The sequence below is a fragment of the Desulfuromonas sp. genome (genome assembly GCF_002868845.1).
Lineage (GTDB): Bacteria > Desulfobacterota > Desulfuromonadia > Desulfuromonadales > BM501 > BM501.
The window spans coordinates 63,946-85,394 of record NZ_PKUB01000038.1; the positions used below are offsets into that span (position 1 = coordinate 63,946).

Genomic DNA, 21,449 nt, shown 5'->3' on the forward strand with positions numbered 1-21,449 from the left:
CCATGCCAGAAATGACCTGTCGCGAGGCCCTGAACCAGGCGTTGCGTGAAGAAATGGCGCGGGACGAGTCGGTCTTCATCCTGGGCGAGGACGTGGGGCTTTACGAGGGTTCCTTCAAAGTCACCAAAGGGTTGTTGGCCAAGTTCGGCGAGCGGCGGGTCCTCGACACCCCCATCGCAGAGGCCGGCTTCGTTGGCCTCGCGGTCGGCGCGGCGATGACCGGCCTGCGCCCGGTGGCCGAGTTGATGACGATCAATTTCGCCGTCGTGGCCCTGGACCAGATCATGAACAACGCGGCGGTCATCCCCTACATGTTCGGCGGGCAGGTCAAGGTCCCTCTGACCATTCGCACCCCGGGCGGGGCGGGGCACCAGCTCGGCGCGCAGCATTCCCATTCCCTGGAGCCCCTCTTCATGCATTGTCCGGGCCTGCGGGTGGTGGTTCCATCGGTCCCCGCCGATGCCAAGGGACTGCTCAAGAGCGCCATCCGTTCGGATGACCCGGTGATGTTCATCGAGCACGAGGGGCTCTACGCCGTCAAGGGCGAGGTGCCCGAGGGCGACTACACCGTCCCCTTGGGGGTTGCGGAGGTCAAGCGGAGCGGCACGGATGTCACCCTCGTCACCCTTTCCCGGATGGTCTACGTCTGCCTCGAGGCCGCCGAGCGGTTGGCCCGGGAGGGGGTCGAGGCAGAAGTGGTGGACCTGCGGGGCCTCAACACACTCGACATGGCGACGGTTCTCGATTCGGTGCGAAAAACCCGCCGGGCGGTGACCGTGGAGGAGTCATGGCTGACCGGGGGCTGGGGAGGCGAGATCGTGGCACGGGTCGTCGAGGAGGCTTTCGACGACCTGGACGCACCGATGCTCCGGGTCGGCGGGGCCGATGTCCCCATGCCCTATGCAAAGCACCTGGAACAGGCCGCCATCCCTGACGCCGCACAGGTTGTGGCCCGGGTCAGGGAAATCCTTTGAGCGCTTCGGATATTTGCCACCATGCCGCGCAGCCCCTTCCGGTTTTCGGGGCTGCCCCATCGCATTATAATGAGAGACAGGAGAGAGCAGGACGATGACGACTGAAATGACCATGCCCAAGCTGAGCGACACCATGGAGGAGGGGACCATTCTTAAATGGCGCATCAAGGTCGGCGACCGGGTGACCCGGGGGGAGGTCATTGCCGAGGTCGAGACCGACAAGGCGGCGATGGAGATGGAGGCCTTTGAAGACGGGACCGTGACCGACCTCAAGGCCAAGGAGGGGGATACTGTTCCGGTGGGGACGGTGATCGCCGTTCTCTCCCCCCCGGGGGAGGCCTCTGGCGAGGTCCCCCTCGAGGAGACTGTCGAAGAGGAGACTGTCGAAGAGGAGACTGTCGAAGAGGAGACTGTCGAAGAGGAGACTGTCGAAGAGGAGACTGTCGAAGAGGAGACTGCGGTGAAGGGACCTTCCGAAGATGTTCTTTCCAGCCTGCGGCCTGCGGCCTCGCCCGCGGCGCGCCGATTGGCCCTGGAAAGGGAGGTCGATCTCGCAAGGCTGCGGGGAAGCGGACCCGGCGGGCGCATCATCATGGCCGACGTGGAGCGCGCCGCTGTTACCGGCGGGCCATCGCTGGCTGGAGGGTCTGAAGGGGAGCGAGAAGCCCAAGGGCAGCCTCCGGTCAAGAAGTCGGTCAAGGTCCGTCGAATCGTCGAGCGCAAGATGGTGGAGAGCTGGCAGAACATTCCCCATTTCTACGTCACCGTGGCCGTGGACATGACCGACGTTATTCGTTTCCGCAAGGACCTGAGAGTCAGTATCAACGATTTCATCCTCGCCGCCGCAACCCACTCCCTTCAGGAGCACCCCTGGGTCAACAGCCATTGGGTTGAGGGCGAATCGGTGGCGCAGAAGGAGATCGAGATCGCCATGGCCGTCGCCACCGATCGGGGCCTGTACAACCCGGTCCTCCGGGACTGCGGATCTCTCAGTCTGCGACAGATCAGTGCCAGGGCCAAGGATCTGGCCGATCGCGCGCACCGGGGCAAGTTGCGACCGGGGGACCTGGAGGGTGGCACCTTCACCATCACCAACATGGGGATGCTGGGGGTGGAGTCCTTCAGCGCCATCATCACCCCCCCCCAGGCCGCGGTGCTGGCAGTCGGAACGGTCAAGGGGGAAGTGGTGGTGGACGAGAAGGGAGAGCCGGGCATCGCACCCTTGCTGCGCCTGACCCTCTCGGCCGATCACCGGGTTCTCGACGGGGCCGACGCCGCCGATTTCCTGGCGACCCTCAAGAGTTATCTCGAGGCGCCAGTGACCCTGGTCACCTGCGAGGACGAAACGGGAAGGAGCTAGACCTTGGAGCAATTCCGCCTAGCCCCTGAAAACCTCTCCTGGCGCTGCGATCCCGCCCAGTTCGAGTTCGAAACGACTGGAGAGCTGCCCGGCCTGGAGGGGACCATCGGCCAGGACCGTGCCCTGACCGCAATCGAATTCGGGCTCGGCATCCGGGACAGCGGGTTCAATATCTTCATCCTCGGCGAGCCGGGGACCGGGAGATCTTCCACGGTCAAGAAGGTTCTTCAGGGGCGTGCCCAGGGAGAGCCGGTGCCCAACGACTGGTGCTACGTCCATGATTTCAACGACGGGACCCGCCCATCCTACCTGGCCTTGCCCCCTGGCCTTGGCAAAACCCTGCATCGGGACGTGGAGGCCCTTGTCGGGCAGTTGGCCGAGGATATCCCCAAGGTCTTCGAGAGCAAGGAATACGAGCAGCACAAGAACCGCATCGCGGGCGAATACCAGGAGAAGAATAAGAAGCTTTTTCAGGACCTGGAGGTGGTGGTCAACCAGGAGGGGTTCATCCTCCAGCGCAGCGTCAGCGGACTGGTGCTCGTTCCCACCAAGGACGGTCACCCCATATCCCAGCAGGAATACGAGGACCTCGCCGAAGGGGAGCGTTCCGCCCTGGACGAGAAGGGGACTGAACTTCAGGGGCACCTCAACGAGGTGCTGCGCCAGGTGCGGGAACTGGAGAAGGAGATGCGCACGGCGACCGCCCAAATGGAAAAGGACCTTCTCCTCTCCACAGTGGGGCACTTGTTCGAGGAACTGGAGAGCAAATACCGGGAGCATGAAAAGGTTCTGTCCCACTTCGAAAAATGCAAGAAGGACATACTCGAGCGCATTGACGAGTTTCGCCCCTCCCAGGGGCCACAAATCAGTCTTCCGGGGATGAAGATGGGAGGGCAGGGTCCCTCCTTCGACCGCTATCGGACCAACCTCTTTCTCGACACCAGCGAGCAGGAGGGCGCGCCGGTGGTCTACGAACCCAACCCTACATATTTCAACCTCTTCGGTCGCATCGAGCACATCATCCAGATGGGGGGCGCCACCACCGATTTCACCATGATCAAGCCCGGGGCGCTGCACCGGGCCAATGGCGGCTACCTGATTCTCGACTGTCGTGAGGTGCTGATCAATCTCTTTACCTACGAGGCCCTCAAGCGATGCATCCGCAAGGGGGAGATCAAGATCGAGGACATGGCTGAGCAGTTCCGGCTCATCGCGACCGTCTCCCTCAAGCCTCAGCCGATTCCCCTGGAGTGCAAAATCGTCCTCATCGGAACGCCCCTGCTCTACTACCTGCTCTACCAGCTGGACACCGACTTCCGCAAGTACTTCAAGGTCAAGGCCGATTTTGACCGGATGATGAAGAACACCTGGGAGAATGTTCAGCAGTACGCCCTGTTTATCGGCGCCAAGTGCCAGGAGGAGGGGCTTCGGCATTTCGACCCGGGGGGGGTCTCCAGGGTGATGGAGTATTCGGCCCGCCTCATCGAGGACAAGAACCGTCTTTCCTCGCGATTTCTCGACATCGCCGACCTGATCCGGGAGGCAGCTTTCTATGCCGAAAGGGAGGGACGGGAGGCTGTTTCCTCCAAACATGTCCAGCTCGCCATCGAGACCAAGATCTTTCGTTCCAACAAACTGGAGGAGCGCCTTCAGGAACTCATCGAGGACGGCACTCTTCTGGTCGACACCGAAGGGGCGGTGGTTGGGCAGGTCAACGGACTGTCCGTCTACCTGATGGGAGATTACAGTTTTGGCAAACCCTCAAGGGTGACGGTGCGAACCTACCTGGGCAAGGGCGGGGTCATCAATATCGAGAGGGAGGTCAAGCTCTCCGGCCCGGTGCACGACAAGGGGGTGATGATTCTGGCCGGCTTCCTGGGAGAGCGCTTCGCCCAGGACAAGCCCCTCTCGCTGGCAGCCTCGATCTGCTTTGAACAGTCCTACTCCGGGGTTGAGGGGGACAGCGCATCGTCCACCGAACTCTACGGCCTGCTCTCCTCCCTCTCCGGGTTGCCCCTGCGCCAAGGCGTGGCCGTGACCGGGTCGGTCAACCAGCGGGGCCAGATCCAGGCCATCGGCGGGGTGAACGAGAAGATCGAGGGGTTCTTCGCGGTGTGCAAGGCGCGGGGGTTGACCGGGGAACAGGGGGTGATGATTCCCGCCTCCAACGAGAGGAACCTCATGCTTCAGGACGAGGTGGTCGAGGCGGTGCGGGAGGGCCGCTTTCACATCTGGGCGGTGGCCACCGTGGACGAGGGGGTCGAGGTTCTGACCGGGGTCCCCGCAGGAGAACCGCAGGAGAAGGGCAGCTGGCCCGAGGGGACGGTGAACTTCCTCGTCGACCGGAGGCTGCGGGAGATGGCCGAAACACTGCACCGCTTCGGGCGCGGCAGGGACGAGGACAAGGAATAGCCGGGCCGCTCTGCGCCCGGGGAAAGCATAAACGTGCCTGGACTTCTCATTCGATGGCTGATACTGACCGCGGCGATCATCGCCGCCGCCTACCTGCTGGAGGGGATCGAGGTCGCGGGATTTTCATCCGCCTTCTTCGCCGCTGCCATCCTCGGCGTTCTCAACGCCCTGCTGCGGCCCGTCCTGCTGGTTCTGACCCTGCCGATCAACATCCTTTCCCTCGGTCTGTTCACCTTCGTCATCAATGCCCTGATGCTGATGATGGTCTCCGGGGTGATCGGCGGGTTCGAGGTGCGCGGCTTCTGGTCGGCGGTCTTCGGCTCGCTGGTCGTCAGCCTGGTCAGTTGGGGGCTGAGCTCCTTCGTTAACGAACGGGGCCGCATCGAGTACATCGAGCTGCGCCGGGGCCCTGGGGGGCGCTGGGGATAAAGGCAGTTCGGGGACTTCCCGACTTCGGGGATCGTCACGAGAAATGGGCAGATCGGGAACAGTTTTTGTCAGATGGGAGAGGGAATGGCCCGATTTGTCCCGTCCGTTAGCAGGTTCTTCCAAAGACCTTCAGTTTTCTAGAATCCCTTGGGGAGGCTGACTGTTACAGTGGTTCCCTCTCCGAGGGCGCTCTTCACCTCGATCTCCCCCCCGTGCTGGTCGATGATGTGCTTGACGATGTTCATCCCCAGGCCCAGCCCTGGGGCCGCCTCCTGAGATCTCTCGCTTCGGTAGAACTTCTCGAAGACCCGCTCCGCCTCCTCTGGCGTCATGCCGATCCCCTCGTCCCGAACCGAGACCCGGACCCTGTTGCCGGCACCGAATCCGGTGATGGCGACGGTCCCCCCCTCCGGGGAGTACTTGACGGCATTGCCGAGGATGTTCTCCAGGAGCTGCTCGACCTTGTGGCCGTCCAGATGCCCATGCAGGTTCTCTCCTTCGGGGACCGAGAGGTTGAGACGGTGTTTTTCGGAGTCGAGGGGGAAGTTCTTCACCACCTTGGTCAGGATCTGGCTGAGGTCGCAGTCAGATCTCTCCAGTGGAATCGCCCTGCCCGCCTGGATGCGGCTCAGGTCCAGCAACTGGTCGGTCAGCCGATCGAGAAACACGGACTTTTCAAATATCACACTCAGGAATTCCTTCTCCTGCTCGGGCGTGAATCCGCCCTGTTCCCGGGCGTTGAGCAGCAACTCGGCATATCCCATGATGGCCGCAAGGGGGGTGCGCAGTTCGTGGGCGGCGGTGGAGATGAACTCGTCCTTCATGCGGTCTGTCTCCCGCTCACGGGTCACGTTCTGCAGGACGATGATGCTCCCCTTGCTTTTGCCGTCTTTGCCCTGCATCGGGGTGAGGGTGGCCCGGGCGATGCACGGGTGGGGAGAGCCGGTGGAGGCAAAGGTCAGGTCGGCGCTTCGCATCGCCTCCAGGGGTCCTGTCAGGAACGAGCGGACCTGCTCAGGATTCGGGGACATCTGGGCGAGGTCTTCTGCCGGGAGCCCTTGGGCCCGGGCGGCGTCGAGGCCGAGAATCGACTCGGCGTTGCGATTCATAAGGGTGACCCGGCCGGTCTCGTCGGTGACCACCAGCCCGTTGGGGTCGGATTTGATGACGTTCTCCACCTGGAGCAGGGCCTTTTCGGTCACATCGAGGGCCTGACGCAACTGCTCTTCGGAGGCTCTGCGCTCGGAGATGTCCTGCACCATGGCGGAGATGAAAAGTTCGCCCTGAAGCCGGTACTGGCAGATGCGCACCTCCACGGGCAGTTCGGTGCCGTCCTTGCGCCGGGCCAGACCGTCGACCAGAAACGGCTCGCCGGGCCTCATCTGCTTCCAGGTCGACTCGACGTCCATTTCCCGGGACCGGGTCTCGATGTCCCCGATGCACAGCTCCAGCAACTCTTCCCGCGAGTAGCCCAGCATCACGCAGGCCTGGCGGTTGACATCGACGATGCGTCCGGTCATGTCGTGGACGAAAAAGGCCCCGGCCGCCTGTTCCACAAGGGTCCGGAAGCGTTCCTCGCTCTCCCCCAAGGTCCTGAGGCGGTGTTGGAGGGCCTGGGCCATGGCATTGAGGTTCGATGCGAGCAGGCCGATCTCGTCCTCTCCCATGGGGGGGACCCGGCATTCCTGGTCCCCTTCGGCAATTCGCCGGCTGACCATTGCCATGGTGTCCAGGCGCCGTGAGAGGCGCATTCCCACGGCGAGGACGAGAGCGAAGGTGACGACAAGGCCCAGGCCGCCGATCAGGATCGTGCGTTGCAGAATCTCCTCTTGGACCCGGTGGAGAGAGTCGGTGGAATAGCCGTAGTGCAGAAAACCCAAAGTTCGCCCTTCAGACCTGACCGTACTGCGAACGGGGACGATATTCAGGGACAGGGCGTCGGGCTGGAATGGCGAAAGGAGCGGTTCCGGAAGGGGCTCGCCCTCCGGCCAGCCGACCGAGGCGAGCCGGCGGCCCGCCTGGTCGAGTAGGACAAGGTACGGCAGGTCTTCACCTTGAAGTCCGTCCAGGAGGTCTTGTGCGTGTCCAGGTCTATTTTCGACCAGGTTGGAGCCGAGGGCGGCGCCCAGAAGAGCCGTTGTCTGCCGGAGATTGTTTTGCAGGTCCTCTTCCATGCCCTTCCCGATGGCCAGGTGGGTGCTGGCCAGCAGAAGGGCGAGAAGGGCCGCTTCGATCATCAGGATGATCCCGGCGATTTTGTTCCGGATGGGAAGTCTGGCAACAGGGTTCTTCATTTTTCCCTATGGGCGTGGACCCGCATCGGAGGTGACCCGGAACCGTCCGGATGGAGCTGCTTGGGGGCGCAAGGGCGGCGGCGAAACAAAAAAGCGCCGTCCTTTTGCAAAAGGTGGGCGGTTGTCGCGACGACGGGGACCTTCACTCACCTTCGGCAGCTCGGCTGTCCATTCATCATGGACCCGTAGCTTTGCGTCACCAGATTGCTCTGGTTTCGCTTTTTTCGAAATGTGGAAATGTTTATCTTTTGTGTAGCACTTGTCGGCGCAGGGCGTCAATCAAAGAGTTTATCGTGAGAAACGCCAAGCCGTGCTTTCTTGCTCTCTGCGGGAAATGCTAGCCCCCTGGGCGGGGCCACGTACCGGTCCAGTGCTTTTGTCCCTTGAAGCGGGATTCCTTGACCCGAGTGAGTCGTTGGAGCCGTTGTGGAGCCTGGCCAGCGGCCGGCATTTTGGGTTCCATGGAGTGTGCTTTGAAGGCGGGCCGCCTTGACGGTCCCTCATCCGGGGGGTAGACTGAAATTGAGAGCCGTAACTGCCCGAGAAATAGAGGTTTTGTTGAGGTTTGAAGTTAGAGGTTTTGAAGGTTTGGCAGGAGCGGTAAGGAAAGGAAAGGAGCCAGCGATGAACGTGTTCGATTTCGCCATAGACCTGGAGCGCAGTGGACGCCAATTTTTCCAAAAGCTTGCAGAAAAGTCAGAGCACGAAGGGGTGCGGACTATTTTCGCCATGATGGCCGAGGACGAACAGGAGTTGCTTGAAAAATTCCAGGCGATGCGGGTCTCCACCCAAGCCAGCACCATGGAGGATTCCTGGGCTTTGGAGTACGCGAAGAACGTTTTTCAGGAAGGGTTGAACGAGTATGAGGCTCTTCAGATCGACAATAGCCTCGAAGCCTACAACTACGTCATGAAAGTGGAGAAGGATATTTACAGCCTGTACCTGAAGGCCGCAGAGCGAGAGACCAATGGGGATGTCAAAGGGCTGTTGCTGAAAATCGCCGAAGAGGAAAGGCGGGAGTTGGACAACATCCGCAGGGTCTACGACTTCGTCAATGCTCCCAATGAATTCCTTGCATGGGGTGAGTTCAGCAACCTGGGCGAATTCTACAACTTCGGCCGTGATGAAGGATAAACCCTCCTTAAAATCAAAGCCTGCAACGCAAAAAGGGTCCCGTGGTCAACACAGGGCCCTTTTTGCGTGCATGGGGGAGGTTCCGGATCGTCAGCCGGTTCCTTGAATCAGGGAGCGCTGCGTACGGTGAGGACCGCGATGGTGGAACGCCGCACCACCCGTTCGGCGGTGCTGCCGAGGAGCACGTGTTCGATCCCGGTCCGGCCATGGGTGCCCATCACGATGAGGTCAGCCCCGGCCTGCGCCGCCTTGTCCAGGATCGCTTCGAAGGGGGTGCCGACGACAATCTCGGTGGTGTGCTCCAGCGGAGGGGCGAACTTGTCCCGGCAGAAGGTGGCCATCTCCTTGATTGCCTGGGCCTCCACTTCTTTTTCGAAGATGGCGAAGGCCTCGGCCGGAATCCTGGCCTTGCGCTGGTCGGCCAGTTCCCCCAAGACATGCAGAACGTGGACCTTTGCCCCGGCCAGTTCGGCGAGGTAGCAGGCTGTCTCGCAGGCGGCGGCCGAACTCTCTGAGAAGTCAGTGGCGTAGAGGATGGTCCTCAGTTCTTTCATGGTGCGCTCCTTCCAGGTCAGGCCGGTGCGGCGGCCGCCAGATCTCTCCTGTTCTTGCTGTGTTGCATGAACCAGACGGCGGCGACGATCACCAGTCCGGCGCCGTCGGTGATGAAGGTCGGCCAGTAGAGCAGGATCGTGGCGGCCCCCAGCAGCAGCCATTCGATGAGAGTCGTCTTGCGAATCCAGAAGACCATGGTAAAGGCCGAGAAGGCGATCGTCCCAAGGATTGCCGAGAACATTGAAGAGAAGACCTTGCCGGGAGTCGCCGGGATCTCCCCTTCGACGATGGCATCGCCCAGGTTGATCAGTCCGCCGGAGATGGCCTTGACCGTCACTGCATTGCCGGCCATCGGCGCTTCGACCTTCACGATTTTGTCATCCACCATGAGTTCGGCGAGGACATCTCCTTTGGCGAAGGGCTGTCCCTCCTGCACGTTCACCTTGAGGACCTGGGCAAAGGGTATCTCGCTCTGGAACTCGGCGTTGACGTTCGCCGTGTGGCCCTGGAAGAGGATCGCCGGTGTTAAGGCGAAAAGGATCGGCATGACGTAGAGGAGCTTGGCGAACTTGAAGCTCGTCCAGCCGGTCTTCCAGGGGTCGGCCCCGGCGATGGCGGCCCCGGCGTAGGCGGCGACGCAGACCGGCGGGGTGATGTTGGAGTCCTGGCTGAACCAGTAGACGATCATGTGCGCGGCGAGGATCGGCACGCCCATCTCGGCCAGCGGTGGCACGGCGAGCACGGCGGTGATCAGGTAGGCGGCGGTGACCGGAACCCCCATGCCAAGGACCAGGGATGCCAGGGCGACCAGCAGGATCGCCGGCAGGAGGTTTCCTCCGGCCAGGGAGATAATGATGTCGGAGAATTTGAGGCCAATGCCGGTCAGGCTGATGGTGCCGACGATGATGCCGATGACCCCGAGGGTGGCGCCGATGATCAGGGTGTTGTTTGCGCCGGTGAGGATCGCTTCCCAGATCTCTTTCGGGCCCATGCGGGTGTCGGCGCGAAACCAGCTGATGACGACGCAGGTGATCGTGGCCCAGAAGGCGGAGAAACCGGGGGAGCGGCCCAGGATCATGAGGACCGTGATGATCACCAGGGGGAGGGAAAAATACCATTCCTTCTTCAGGACCTGTTTCCAGTGGGGGAAGTTCTCGTCGGCGATCCCCTTGAGCCCCTGCTTCTTCGCCTCGAAGTGGATCATGCAGAAAACGGAGAAGAAGTAGCAGAGCGCCGGGAAGATGGCGATCATCATGATGTAGGCGTAGGGGGTGTTGGTCAGCTCTGCCATGAGGAAGCCGCCCGCGCCCATGATCGGCGGCAGGAACATGCCGCCGATGGAGGCGCTCGGTTCGATGGCCCCGGCGACGTGGGGCTTGAAGCCGGCTCGTTTCATAAGCGGGATGGTGAAGGCACCGGTGGAGACGGTGTTGGCGATGGCACTGCCGGAGACCGAACCGAAGAGAGCCGAGGCGATGACAGCGACTTTGGCCGGGCCGCCGGTGGAGCGGCCGGCGATGGCCAGGGGCAGGTCTATGAAGAATTTGCCGGCTCCCGATTTGTGCAGGAAAGCGCCGAAGAAAATGAACAGGATGACGTAGGTCGCCAAGACATTGGCCATGACACCGAAGACCCCGTTGGTGGTCAGGTAGAGGGCGGTGCAGAGGCGTTCGAGGCCGAAGCCGCGGTGGGCGATGATGTCAGGGAAATGGGGGCCGAAGTAGCAGTAGCAGAGCATGAAGATGCCGATCAGGGTCATCGACCAGCCGAGGACCCGGCGGCAGACCTCCAGGGAGAGGATGATGCCGACGATGCTGATCATGGCGTCGAGCTCGTTTTCGGCCCCGGCCCGGTAGTTGAGGTTCTCGAATTCGTGCATCCAGTAGTAGACGCAGGCCGCCGAAACGACGGCGTAAAGAATGTCCGAAAGGGTGGGGTTCTTCTCCCCGCGGGCCATCATCCGGGAGTCGGCCCACATCAGCAGGGGGGTAAGCGCCACAGTGCCGACGGCGATGGGCCAAAGCCCGGCGGCGCTACCCAGGGCCAGGGAGAGCCCACCCTCTGTCCAGGCGTCCCCGACCTCCAGGAGGCGGGCGTGGAAGGCCGCCGTGTCATCGAAGAAGAGGGCGGTCGCGACGGTGGAGAGGATCGCCCCGAGGACCAGGGTGAGGGGAAGGCGGATTCGGGTCTTGCCTGCCGGGTAGAGGAGAAAGACGAGGACGTACGTGGCGAAGACATAGACGCCGCGGTGGTATTGGGTTGCCACCGTGGCAAGCCCCGCGGTGTAGAAATAGAAAAGGACCATGCCGCCACCGAGCAGCGCCACCAGCCATTTGAAAAAGCCGGTGGGCGACCGATAGGACTTGGAGTCCTTCTCCATCAGTTTTTTGAGTTTCTCCTGCTCCTCGGGGGAGAGGTCTTCCAGTTCTTCGTTAAGCTCTTCGGACATGCGTTACCTGCCTGGAGATAAAGTCGCGATGCTGGTCGGCCGGGCGTAAAGGCCTTGACGTGGGAAGCGGGACCGGGGGTCCCGCTTCCTGGTGACGACAAAATGTTTTGGTTACTTGGGCGCTTGGTCGGCGGTGAGGGTCAGCCCCTTCTCCTGCCAGAACCTGGCGGCACCTTCGTGGACCGGGGTGACGATGCCGGTCAGGGCGCCATCGACGGACATGGACTTGGCGGTGCTCTTTACCTTGACCATGTAGGAGAGGCCCTCGGGGGTGAAGATGTCCTTCACCGCGTTATAGACATGATCCGGATTGACGTGCTTGCCGGCGACCCAGAGGGCGCTGTCCTGGAAGGTGGTGACGTCGTAGTCGACCCCGCTGTAGGTCCCTGCGGGAATGGTGACCGTGGCATAGAAGGGGTATTGGGCGAAGGCGCCGCCCTTCTCGCCGGCCTCCCAGGTGGAGAGGATCTTGATCTTGTTGCTCGCCGCCGCCTGGATGACGGAGGAGTTGGGGAACCCGGCGAAAACCCACATTGCGTCGATGAGGCGGTCGCCCAGGGCCGAGGCCGCTTTGCTGTAGCCGATGAACTCCACATTCATCTTGTCCCACAGGCCGAGGGCTCCGAAGTAACGCTGGGCAGCCGCCGCGGCGCCGGAGCCGGCACCGCCTACGGCCACGCGCTTGCCGGCCAGGTCGCTCACCTTGTCGATGCCGCTGCCGTCGAGGACGATCAGATGGCCGGGGGCGCCGTAGAGGTAGGCCACCGCATGAACGTTTTCGTAGGTGCGGGTGTCTTTGGTGAGGCGGCCGTTGCGTGCCAGGTAGGTGTCGCCCGAGTAGGCGATGCCGAAGTCGGCGTCACCGGAGTTGACCCGGCGGACGTTCTCCACCGAGCCGGCCGAGGCCATGTTGGAGACTTCGACGCCGGGCAGGTCCTTGGACAGGCGGGCGGCCATGCCGTTAGAGAAATACTGGAAGGTGCCCCCCTCGGGGCCTCCGGAGAAGCCGAGGCGGGTCTTGGCGGCTTCGCTGGTGCCAGCGGAGAGAGTCAGGGTTGCGGCCATTGCGAAACATCCGACCAGGGACAGAATGCGTTTTGCTTTGCTCATCTTCTTTGCCTCCTCTGAGAGAATGGTGGTTGAAAAGGAAAAACATCAATTAATGGCATGTAGCTCCTTCTTCGCAAAAAGAATGCCAGTGCTAAAAAGGCGTTTTTATCTAATAACTCAAACATTGATTTGAGTGTTTGCAAGGCTTTAGAGGCATAAATTCAAAACTTTATGAATAGTTTTCTGGCCGCCAGTCGCCACAAGTGGCGAAAAAAAGCCCCCCCGTTGGAGGTGGTGGGGAAAGGGTATAACGAGGTATTGTTTTTTTCATCTCTGCGGGGGCGGCCATTCGGAGCCCCTTTCGCGCGGTGCATTTGCCCTTGACACCGGCCTGTCATATTGAATAAACATGGGGCCGGTCATGCACAGTTCACCCCTTCAGGGAACAAACCCCTTTCTTTCGGAGTTGACGGTGGATAAGGAGCGGAGACGGACTTTCCTGGCCCCGGCCAAGATCAACCTTTGCCTGCATGTTCTTGGCAGGCGTACCGATGGCTATCATGACCTGGCGATGGTCATGCAGAGGGTGTCGCTTTATGACCGGGTCGAGTTAGCCCTGAGCGAGCATCCCGGGGTCCGGGCGAGTTGTCCGGGGCTGGTCCTTCCGGAAGGGGGGGAGAATATCGCAGCCTCCGCTGCCCGCCTCCTGCTCAAACGTGTCGGCAGCGCATCGGGGGTCGATATCCTCGTTGAGAAGAATATCCCCGCTGCCGCAGGTCTGGGGGGGGGGTCATCCGATGCGGCCGCCGTGCTCATGGGGCTCAACGAAATGCTCGGTGCCGGCCTTACGAGGGAAGAGCTTATGGCGATGGGGGGCGAGTTGGGCGCCGACGTGCCTTTCTTTATTTTTCAGGACGCCGCCTGGGCTACGGGGGTTGGGGACGTTCTGGAAAAGCTGCCCGGTCTGCCCCCGGTCTGGTACGTTCTGGTGAACCCCGGGATCAGCGTTTCCACGGCCTGGGTTTACCGAAATTTGGGGTTGACATCGACGGGGGGGGTGGCTAAAATGCCAAGGTTTTTCAGGACATCAGGGGAGCTTGTGCGTCTGCTGCACAATGACCTTGAGCGTGTGACCATCGCACGCCACCCGCAGGTTGCCGAAATCAAAGGACGTTTGCTCGATCTCGGAGCCGAGGGGTCCCTCATGTCCGGCAGCGGACCTACGGTGTTCGGGGTTTTTGCTTCGGAGGGGGCGGCCCAGGGGGCGCTGGAGGCTCTCGGGCAAACTCCCGGGTGGCGGACCTTCGGGGTCCGGCCCCTTTAGGGACGCTAAGCTGCCGAGGCGTTGAATGAATTTGATGGGGCGTCGCCAAGCGGTAAGGCACCGGATTTTGATTCCGGCATACCCAGGTTCGAATCCTGGCGCCCCAGCCATCAAAAACAACCTATCGTTCGCAGGGCCGCTCGATCGACGGGCCCCTTCGGCGAGAGGTGTTCTCTTTTCGCCTAGGTCATGGATATCCATGGCCTACAGTTTTTCCAAGCTTTTAGTGAGGATAGTCCGTGGACAAGCTTAAGATCTTTTCCGGCAACTCTAACATCCCGCTGGCCCGGGAGATCTGTGGTCACCTGGCAGTTCCTCTCGGCAGCGCCACCGTGCGCACATTCTCCGACGGCGAGATCATGGTGGAGATCGGAGAGAATGTGCGGGGGACGGACGTTTACATCGTCCAGTCCACCTGCGCCCCCTCCAACAACACCCTGATGGAACTGCTGGTCATGATCGATGCGCTCAAGCGGGCCTCGGCGGCCAGCATCACTGCGGTCATTCCCTACTTTGGTTATGCCCGGCAGGATCGCAAGGTCGCTCCGCGGACCCCGATAACCAGCAAGTTGGTCGCCGATATCCTTGTCACTGCCGGGGCAACCCGGGTGATGACCATGGACCTGCATGCCAGTCAGATCCAGGGTTTTTTCAACGTTCCGGTGGACAACCTCTACGCTGCCCCGGTTATTTTGGCCGATATCAAGAAGCGTTTCGAAGGCCGGGTTGTTGTGGTTTCTCCAGATGCGGGGGGGACTGAGCGGGCCAGGGCTTTCGCCAAGCGTCTCGACGCCGGATTGGCGATTATCGACAAGCGGCGCAGCGGTCCCAACGTTTCCGAGGTCATGCACATCATCGGTGATGTCTCCGGGGAAACCTGCATTATCGTCGACGACATGATCGATACCGCGGGCACTCTCTGTCAGGCCGCTCAGGCTCTTAAGGAACAAGGGGCCAAGGAAATTCACGCTTTTGCAACCCATGCCGTCCTCTCCGGGCCGGCCCTGGAGCGTATCGAGCAAAGCTGCATGCACGAGGTGGTGGTGACCAACACCATTCCGGCAGTCGATAAGCCCCAGAAGTGTTCAAGGTTGAGGGTGCTGTCGGTGGCGGAGTTGCTGGCCGAGGCCCTTCGTCGTACCCACGACAACGCATCGGTCAGCTCCCTGTTCGTGTAGATATCTGCCGGCCCCGCAGGGTCCGGCACTGCCCAGTCACCCCGAGAATGGAGGAATAGATATATGGCTCAGACAGAACTGAAAGTCGTCTCGCGAGACGAGGTCGGCAAGGGGGCCGCTCGCAGTCTGCGTCGCCAGGGATTGGTCCCGGCCGTTGTATACGGCAAGGGGATGGAACCCTGCCCCCTGACCGTGGACCCGAAGGCCCTTTCCCAGGCGATTGCCACCGAGGCCGGATGGAACACCCTGATCACCCTCAAGGGTGAGGGGGCTTTCGACGGCCAGGTTGTCATCCTTAAGGACATGCAGGTCGACCCGATCAGGCGGGATACCCATCACGCCGACTTCCAGGCCATTGACGTCAACAAGAAGGTGAATGTCATGGTGCCGGTCCAGGCGGTGGGCAAGTCCGAAGGTGAAAAGCTCGGCGGCAGCCTCCAGGTCATCCGCAAGGAGATCGAGGTGGTCTGTCTGCCGACCGCAATCCCCAGTTCCATCGAGGTCGATGTAGCCGCTATGACCATCGGAGACGTCGTCCATGTTGATGAGCTTCAGTTGCCCGAAGGGGTCGAGGCGCCTCACGATGTGAACTTCACCGTCATCACCCTCACCGGCCACAAGGCCGAAGAGGAAGAGGGCGAAGAGGGTGAAGAGGGCGAAGAGGGCGAAGAAGAGGTCTAGGCGAGGATTCCTTGAAACTGGTTGCCGGCCTGGGAAACCCCGGGCCAAAATATGCCGGAACCCGGCACAACATCGGTTTCATGGCGGCAGAGCTGCTCGCTGGGCGCTCCGGTATCGCCCTGAAGAAACAGGGCCACCAGGGCGTCTATGGTTTCGGCCGGGCCTGCGGGGAGGAAACCACTATCCTCCTGCCTCAGACCTACATGAACCGAAGCGGGTCCAGCGTCGGCTCCATGTGCAAATCCCTCGGAATCTCTCCGGGGGATTTGGTTGTGTTGCACGACGATATCGACCTGCCCTTCGGCACCCTCCGGATCAAAGTCGGTGGGGGGCACGGGGGGCACAACGGCATTCGCTGTATCCGCGAAGTGCTGGGCACCGGAGAATTCGTCCGGGTCAAACTGGGGGTAGGACGACCCGCGGGGGGAGGGGATGTGGCCGGTTTTGTGCTGAATCCCTTTTCGGCTGCGGAGAGGAAGGTTTTGGAGAAGGTTCTGGAACTTGCGGTGGAAGCTGTTGAGGCGATTGTTGCCCTGGGCCCCCAGAAGGCGATGAACGAATTCAACAACCGCGCGATCGACATTTAAAAGGAAAAGAGGGGGAAAAAGGCTAATGGAACTGCAGATGTTCGCACCGATTCTGGGCGCCGTCGGGTTCGTCATCGCGATCGTGATGTACAACCTGGTCAAGGCTCAACCTGTTGGCGACGAGAAGATGAAAGACATTTCCGAGCAGATTCACGCCGGCGCCATGGCGTTTCTCGGCCGTGAGTACCGGGTGCTCGCCATCTTCATCGTACTGGTGTTCTTCCTCATCGCCATAGGGATGAGCTTTGAGACCGCTTTCGCGTTCCTCGGCGGGGCGATCTGCTCCATGACCTGCGGCTTTATCGGCATGAAGGCCGCGACCCGGGCCAACGTGCGGACCGCCGAGGCGGCCCGCCAGTCCGGTCAGGCCAAGGCCCTCGAGGTTTCCTTTAATGGCGGCGCCGTTATGGGCCTTGCCGTTGCCTCCCTCGGCCTGGTCGGGGTTGGTGTCGCCTACATCTTTTTCGGCGGCGACCCTGAGACCTCCAAATACATCAACGGCTTCGCCATGGGCGCTTCGTCCATCGCTCTCTTTGCCCGTGTCGGCGGCGGGATCTACACCAAGGCTGCCGACGTCGGCGCCGACCTTGTCGGCAAGGTCGAGGCCGGCATTCCCGAAGACGACCCCCGCAACCCCGGGGTTATCGCGGATAACGTCGGCGACTGCGTCGGCGATACCGCCGGAATGGGCGCCGACATCTTCGAGTCCTACGTCGGCTCGATCATCGCGACCATCGCCATCGCCGCAGCCGCCGGCCCCGAACTCCTGGCTAAGCTCGGCTCCGGTACCGATATTCAGTCGAACGCCATGCTGCTGCCTTTGGCTCTGGCCATTGTTGGCCTGCTCTTCTCTTTTGTCGGCATCGGTTCGATGAAGGTCCTCAAGGGGCTCGATCCTGCCAAGGCTCTTCACTACACCACCTTCGTCGCCGCCGGCGGCTTCCTGGTCGCGGCCTTCTTCGTTATCCAGACGCTCGGTATCAACACCGGTGTCTTCTGGGCGATTCTCGCCGGAACCCTCGCCGGCATCGCAATCGGTCAGGTTACCGAGTACTATACCGCACACTCCCCGGTGGCCCGCATCGCCGAGGCGAGCAAAACCGGCCCCGCCACGAACATCATTCACGGCCTGGCGGTCGGCCTCGAGTCCACCGCTCTGCCGATCCTGATCATCTGCGTCGGCATCTTCGTCGCCAACTACTGCGCCGGCCTCTACGGCATCGGCATCGCCGCGGTAGGCATGCTCGCCACCGTCGGGGTCACCATGACCGTCGACGCCTACGGCCCCATCGCCGACAACGCCGGCGGCATCTCCGAGATGGCCGGACTCGGCCCCGACGTGCGCAAAATCACCGACGGCCTCGACGCCATCGGCAACACCACCGCCGCCATCGGCAAAGGTTTCGCCATCGGTTCCGCGGCGCTGACCGCCCTGGCCCTCTTCTCCGCCTACGCCACGACGGTCAAGCTCGAGGTGATCAACCTGATCAACCCGATGGTCGTCATCGGTCTGCTGATCGGTGGAGCTCTGCCCTTTTTCATCGGCGCCCTGACCATGACCAGCGTCGGCCGCGCCGCCGGCAAAATGGTCGACGAGATCCGTCGGCAGTTCCGGGAAATTCCCGGTCTTCTCGAAGGCAAGCCGGGGGTCAAGCCCGAGCCGGAGAAGTGTGTCGATATCTCTGCTCGCGCCGCCCTGCGGGAGATGGTGCTGCCCGGCATGGTCGCCGTGATTGCCCCCGTCCTGATTGGCTTCGTGCTCGGCAAAGAGGCCATTGGCGGCATGCTTGCCGGCGCGACCCTGGCCGGTGTTCTGCTGGCCCTGATGATGTCCAACGGCGGCGGCGCCTGGGACAACGCTAAGAAGTACATTGAAAGCGGTCAACTGGACGGGGAGAAGAAGGGTGGCGACGCCCACGCGGCGGCCGTCATCGGCGACACCGTCGGCGACCCCTTCAAGGATACCTCCGGCCCGGCCATGAACATCCTCATCAAGCTGATGAGCGTTGTGTCCCTGGTCATCGCCCCTCTGCTGGTCTGAGTTTTAAATACCGCTGAATCAACCTGAACGTGATAGCCGGGGCTGGTCCCCGGCTATCGCATTTTTCAAGAGAGTAGGACCTATGGGTTTCAAATGCGGGATCGTCGGGTTGCCCAATGTGGGCAAGTCGACCATCTTCAACGCCATCACCTCCGCGGGGGCTGAATCGGCCAACTACCCCTTTTGCACCATCGAGCCGAACGTGGGGGTGGTCGCTGTTCCCGACAATCGCCTTGACACGCTGGCCGAGATCGTCAACCCTCAGCAGGTCCTCCCCACGACCATGGAATTCGTTGACATTGCCGGGCTGGTCAAGGGGGCGAGCCGTGGAGAGGGGCTGGGCAACCAGTTTCTCGGCCACATCCGTCAGGTCGACGCCATCGCCCATATCGTCCGTTGCTTTGAGGACGACAACGTGGTGCATGTCGACGGCTCGGTCGATCCTCTGCGCGACGTGGAGGTGATTCAGACCGAGTTGAACCTGTCCGACCTGGAGACGGTGGAAAAGCGCATCAGCCGTTCCGAAAAGCAGGCCCGAAGCGGCGACAAGAAGCTGAAGGCTGAGGTGGAGGTGCTGCTCAAGGTCCGCGAGTGTCTGAACGAAGGGCGCCCCGCCCGCTCGGCCCAACTTGCAGACGAGGAGCGCCGGGTCCTGGATGACCTGCATCTGATCACCTCCAAGCCGGTTCTGTACGTGGGCAATGTCTCCGAGGACGATCTCGAAGGCCAGCATCCCTTCGTTGGCTTGTTGAAGGAGCATGCCGCCGCGGAAGGTTCCGAAATCGTCGTGATCTGCGGCAAGATCGAAGCGGAAGTCGCCGAACTTCCCGCCGAGGAAAAGGGGGAGTTTTTGGCAGAGCTCGGCCTTTCAGCCAGCGGGCTGGACCGGATGGTCCATGCCGGCTACCACCTTCTCGGCCTGATCACCTACTTTACGGCCGGGGTCAAGGAGGTGCGGGCCTGGACCGTTCCTCTCGGGGCCAAAGCTCCGGCGGCCGCCGGGGTAATCCATACCGATTTCGAAAAAGGGTTCATTCGGGCCGATGTCATCGGTTACGAGGACTTTGTCCGGGTCGGAGGGGAGGCGGCTGCCAAGGAAAAGGGTCTGATGCGCCTGGAGGGCAAGGACTACGTGGTCCGTGACGGTGACGTCATGCACTTCCGGTTCAACGTCTGACAGGAAAATCGATTGAATTTGAATGTGAATCGTGCTAAAAAGTGTAATTCATTTGGACGGGGCCTAGGGCCCGCTCCTTGCTCCGGATTGTTCCGGGGCTAAAAACCCGAGAGGAGAAAGACAATGCGTACCTACGAAGCGATTTTCATTGTCCACCCTGAAAAGGTCGGCGATGAGTACGCGGGCGTGATCGAGAAGTTCAAGGGGGTCCTGACCGAGCAGGGGGCCGAGGTTCTCAAGGTCGATGAATGGGGAACCCGCAAGCTGGCCTACCCGGTCAAGAAGCAGACCCGGGGCAGCTATGTCCTGGTGATCTTCGATGGCGAGCCGCAGATTATCGGCGAATTTGAGCGCCGGCTGCGTCTGGACGAGAGCATCATGAAGTTCCAGACCGTGCTTCTCGAGCAGGGCTTCGAAGTGGTAGCTCCCGCAGAGACTCCCGCAGAGACTCCCGCAGAGACTCCCGCAGAGACTCCCGCAGAGACCGCGTAGACCGAATCGACCATTTTCACGGAGGATATTCACCATGGCTTTTCAAAGAAAACCTGCTGGAAGATCGGGTGGTGCTCCCCAGCGTCGCCGTTTCACCCGTCGCAAGGGCTGCCGCTTCTGTGCCGACAAGACGATGAAGATCGACTACAAGGAAATCAGGAACCTGCGCTACTTCGTTTCCGAGCGGGGCAAGATTATCCCTCGCCGGATCTCCGGCAACTGCGCCGAACACCAGCGCAAGGTCTGTGAAGCGATCAAGCGGGCGCGCAATATTGCGCTGCTGCCCTTCACCGCCAGCCACGCCGTCGACTAGGGGCAGAACTGTACTCGGTGGACGCTTCCTCTGTTCAGTCGTCAAAGGCTCCTGTGCGGCAACAGTCTGGCTTCCTGGTTGTCGGGATAGTCCTGACCCTGTTGCTGCAATGGGCCGCCGCGGGCCTCGGACCCGCCGGGATCTTTGTCAATCTGTCTGTCCCTCTGCCGGCTGCCTACGCCCTGTTGCGGGGCGGTCCTGCGATCGGCGCCGGAGTCGTGGCGCTGACAACGGGGGCGCTCTTCGCCCTTGGCGAGGCCGCAGGGGCAACGGCATACCTGCTGCAGTTCGGTCTTGCCTCCTTGGTGCTCCCCGCTTTGTTGCGCAGGGGCTGGTCATGGGATCGGGCGGTGGTCGCCACCCTGGCGGTGGTGGTCGGTGTTGTTGCCCTGACGGTGGGAGGTTATGCCGCATCGCGCGGTCTCCCGGTCTCCGAACTGGCCAGCCAGTATGTGCAGGGGGAGGTCGACAGGGCTCTGGCTATCTACGAGGCTGCCGATCTGCCCGAGGCCCAGATTCAGGAGCTGACCGAAGTGGCTCAGCGCATGGCCGAGTTGCTGCTTGTTGCCTACCCCGGCTTGGTTGTGGTGGTGACGGGCGGTCTGCTTTTTCTCATGGTCCTGTTTCTCTCGGCGTTCGCTAGGGGGAGATATGTCCTGGCGGGCCCAGACTTCGCTCGGTGGAAGGCGTCCGAGGTTCTCGTCTGGCCACTTATCGCGGCCGGTTTAGGCGTCGCCTTTGGCGACGGACTGGCGGGACATGTCGCCCTGAACGTGCTGGTCGTTCTTCTGCCGATATATTTTCTGCAGGGACTGGCGATCGTAACTTATTTCTTTCGTAAGAAAGGCATTTCCCCGGCCCTCAGGGCCATGGGGTATGTGCTGATCGCAATACTTAACCCACTGCCCTTGATTGTTACCGGGCTTGGTGTGTTTGATCTGTGGGTTGATTTCCGGAAACCCCGTATCAGGAATACCTAGATCTTTTGTGGAGGAGATC

The 21,449-nt window shown here is 61.5% G+C and carries 18 protein-coding genes, 1 tRNA gene and 1 riboswitch; of the genes, 15 read left to right on the plus strand and 4 right to left on the minus strand.

The genetic code is table 11. The features are described from left to right. Positions 1-2: 2 nt before the first annotated feature. The 4 genes from C0617_RS11145 (at position 3) to C0617_RS11160 (ending at position 5,175) form a co-directional block, all read left to right on the plus strand. Complete coding sequence (locus C0617_RS11145) at positions 3-974, plus strand: alpha-ketoacid dehydrogenase subunit beta (RefSeq protein ID WP_291317097.1); 972 nt, start codon at positions 3-5, stop codon at positions 972-974. A gap of 94 nt (positions 975-1,068) precedes the next feature. Beyond that, a complete protein-coding gene (locus tag C0617_RS11150) occupies positions 1,069-2,334 on the plus strand; it encodes a dihydrolipoamide acetyltransferase family protein (RefSeq protein WP_291317098.1) in 1,266 nt (421 codons plus the stop codon). Between the two features lie 3 nt (positions 2,335-2,337). Next, positions 2,338-4,746: an ATP-binding protein gene (locus tag C0617_RS11155; RefSeq protein ID WP_291317099.1), complete on the plus strand. Its 2,409-nt coding sequence runs from the start codon at positions 2,338-2,340 to the stop codon at positions 4,744-4,746. A gap of 33 nt (positions 4,747-4,779) precedes the next feature. Next, positions 4,780-5,175 (plus strand): phage holin family protein, encoded by a 396-nt coding sequence (locus C0617_RS11160; protein WP_291317100.1) that lies wholly within the window; start codon positions 4,780-4,782, stop codon positions 5,173-5,175. Between the two features lie 137 nt (positions 5,176-5,312). Here the strand turns inward: C0617_RS11160 and C0617_RS11165 are convergent, their stop codons facing one another. Continuing rightward, positions 5,313-7,469 carry a PAS domain S-box protein gene (locus tag C0617_RS11165; RefSeq protein ID WP_291317101.1) on the minus strand — a complete coding sequence of 719 codons (2,157 nt, stop codon included), beginning with the start codon at positions 7,467-7,469 and terminating at the stop codon, positions 5,313-5,315. A 151-nt stretch (positions 7,470-7,620) separates the two neighbouring features. Continuing rightward, positions 7,621-7,699: riboswitch (cyclic di-GMP riboswitch) on the minus strand. A gap of 394 nt (positions 7,700-8,093) precedes the next feature. On the opposite strand from C0617_RS11165, the gene C0617_RS11170 reads away from it, so the two are divergent. Then, complete coding sequence (locus tag C0617_RS11170) at positions 8,094-8,603, plus strand: ferritin family protein (protein WP_291317102.1); 510 nt, start codon at positions 8,094-8,096, stop codon at positions 8,601-8,603. A 107-nt stretch (positions 8,604-8,710) separates the two neighbouring features. On the opposite strand, the gene C0617_RS11175 is transcribed toward C0617_RS11170, so the two are convergent. The 3 genes from C0617_RS11175 to C0617_RS11185 form a co-directional block, all read right to left on the minus strand. Further along, entirely contained in the window at positions 8,711-9,157 is a 447-nt protein-coding gene (locus C0617_RS11175) for a universal stress protein (protein ID WP_291317103.1), read from the minus strand. 17 nt (positions 9,158-9,174) lie between these two features. Further along, entirely contained in the window at positions 9,175-11,607 is a 2,433-nt protein-coding gene (locus C0617_RS11180) for a TRAP transporter fused permease subunit (protein ID WP_291317104.1), read from the minus strand. A 111-nt stretch (positions 11,608-11,718) separates the two neighbouring features. After that, on the minus strand, positions 11,719-12,717 hold the full coding sequence (locus tag C0617_RS11185) for a TAXI family TRAP transporter solute-binding subunit (RefSeq protein ID WP_291317105.1): 999 nt from the start codon (positions 12,715-12,717) through the stop codon (positions 11,719-11,721). Between the two features lie 412 nt (positions 12,718-13,129). Here C0617_RS11185 and ispE point away from each other — a divergent pair, with 412 nt between their 5' ends. The 10 genes from ispE (at position 13,130) to C0617_RS11235 (ending at position 21,430) form a co-directional block, all read left to right on the plus strand. Next, entirely contained in the window at positions 13,130-13,981 is an 852-nt protein-coding gene (gene ispE / locus C0617_RS11190; RefSeq protein ID WP_291317106.1) for a 4-(cytidine 5'-diphospho)-2-C-methyl-D-erythritol kinase, read from the plus strand. A gap of 35 nt (positions 13,982-14,016) precedes the next feature. Further along, a tRNA-Gln gene (locus C0617_RS11195) sits at positions 14,017-14,091 on the plus strand. A 129-nt stretch (positions 14,092-14,220) separates the two neighbouring features. Further along, on the plus strand, positions 14,221-15,159 hold the full coding sequence (locus C0617_RS11200) for a ribose-phosphate pyrophosphokinase (protein WP_291317107.1): 939 nt from the start codon (positions 14,221-14,223) through the stop codon (positions 15,157-15,159). A gap of 63 nt (positions 15,160-15,222) precedes the next feature. Further along, on the plus strand, positions 15,223-15,840 hold the full coding sequence (locus tag C0617_RS11205) for a 50S ribosomal protein L25/general stress protein Ctc (protein WP_291317108.1): 618 nt from the start codon (positions 15,223-15,225) through the stop codon (positions 15,838-15,840). 11 nt (positions 15,841-15,851) lie between these two features. After that, complete coding sequence (gene pth / locus C0617_RS11210) at positions 15,852-16,427, plus strand: aminoacyl-tRNA hydrolase (RefSeq protein ID WP_291317109.1); 576 nt, start codon at positions 15,852-15,854, stop codon at positions 16,425-16,427. Between the two features lie 25 nt (positions 16,428-16,452). Beyond that, positions 16,453-18,468, plus strand: coding sequence for a sodium-translocating pyrophosphatase (locus C0617_RS11215; protein ID WP_291317110.1), 2,016 nt, complete (start codon positions 16,453-16,455; stop codon positions 18,466-18,468). Positions 18,469-18,550: 82 nt separating this feature from the next. Continuing rightward, positions 18,551-19,645 carry a redox-regulated ATPase YchF gene (gene ychF / locus C0617_RS11220; RefSeq protein ID WP_291317111.1) on the plus strand — a complete coding sequence of 365 codons (1,095 nt, stop codon included), beginning with the start codon at positions 18,551-18,553 and terminating at the stop codon, positions 19,643-19,645. A gap of 123 nt (positions 19,646-19,768) precedes the next feature. After that, complete coding sequence (rpsF, locus tag C0617_RS11225) at positions 19,769-20,137, plus strand: 30S ribosomal protein S6 (RefSeq protein WP_291317112.1); 369 nt, start codon at positions 19,769-19,771, stop codon at positions 20,135-20,137. A 34-nt stretch (positions 20,138-20,171) separates the two neighbouring features. Then, positions 20,172-20,450 carry a 30S ribosomal protein S18 gene (gene rpsR / locus C0617_RS11230; RefSeq protein ID WP_291317113.1) on the plus strand — a complete coding sequence of 93 codons (279 nt, stop codon included), beginning with the start codon at positions 20,172-20,174 and terminating at the stop codon, positions 20,448-20,450. A 53-nt stretch (positions 20,451-20,503) separates the two neighbouring features. Continuing rightward, on the plus strand, positions 20,504-21,430 hold the full coding sequence (locus C0617_RS11235) for a DUF2232 domain-containing protein (RefSeq protein ID WP_291317114.1): 927 nt from the start codon (positions 20,504-20,506) through the stop codon (positions 21,428-21,430). Positions 21,431-21,449: the final 19 nt, after the last annotated feature.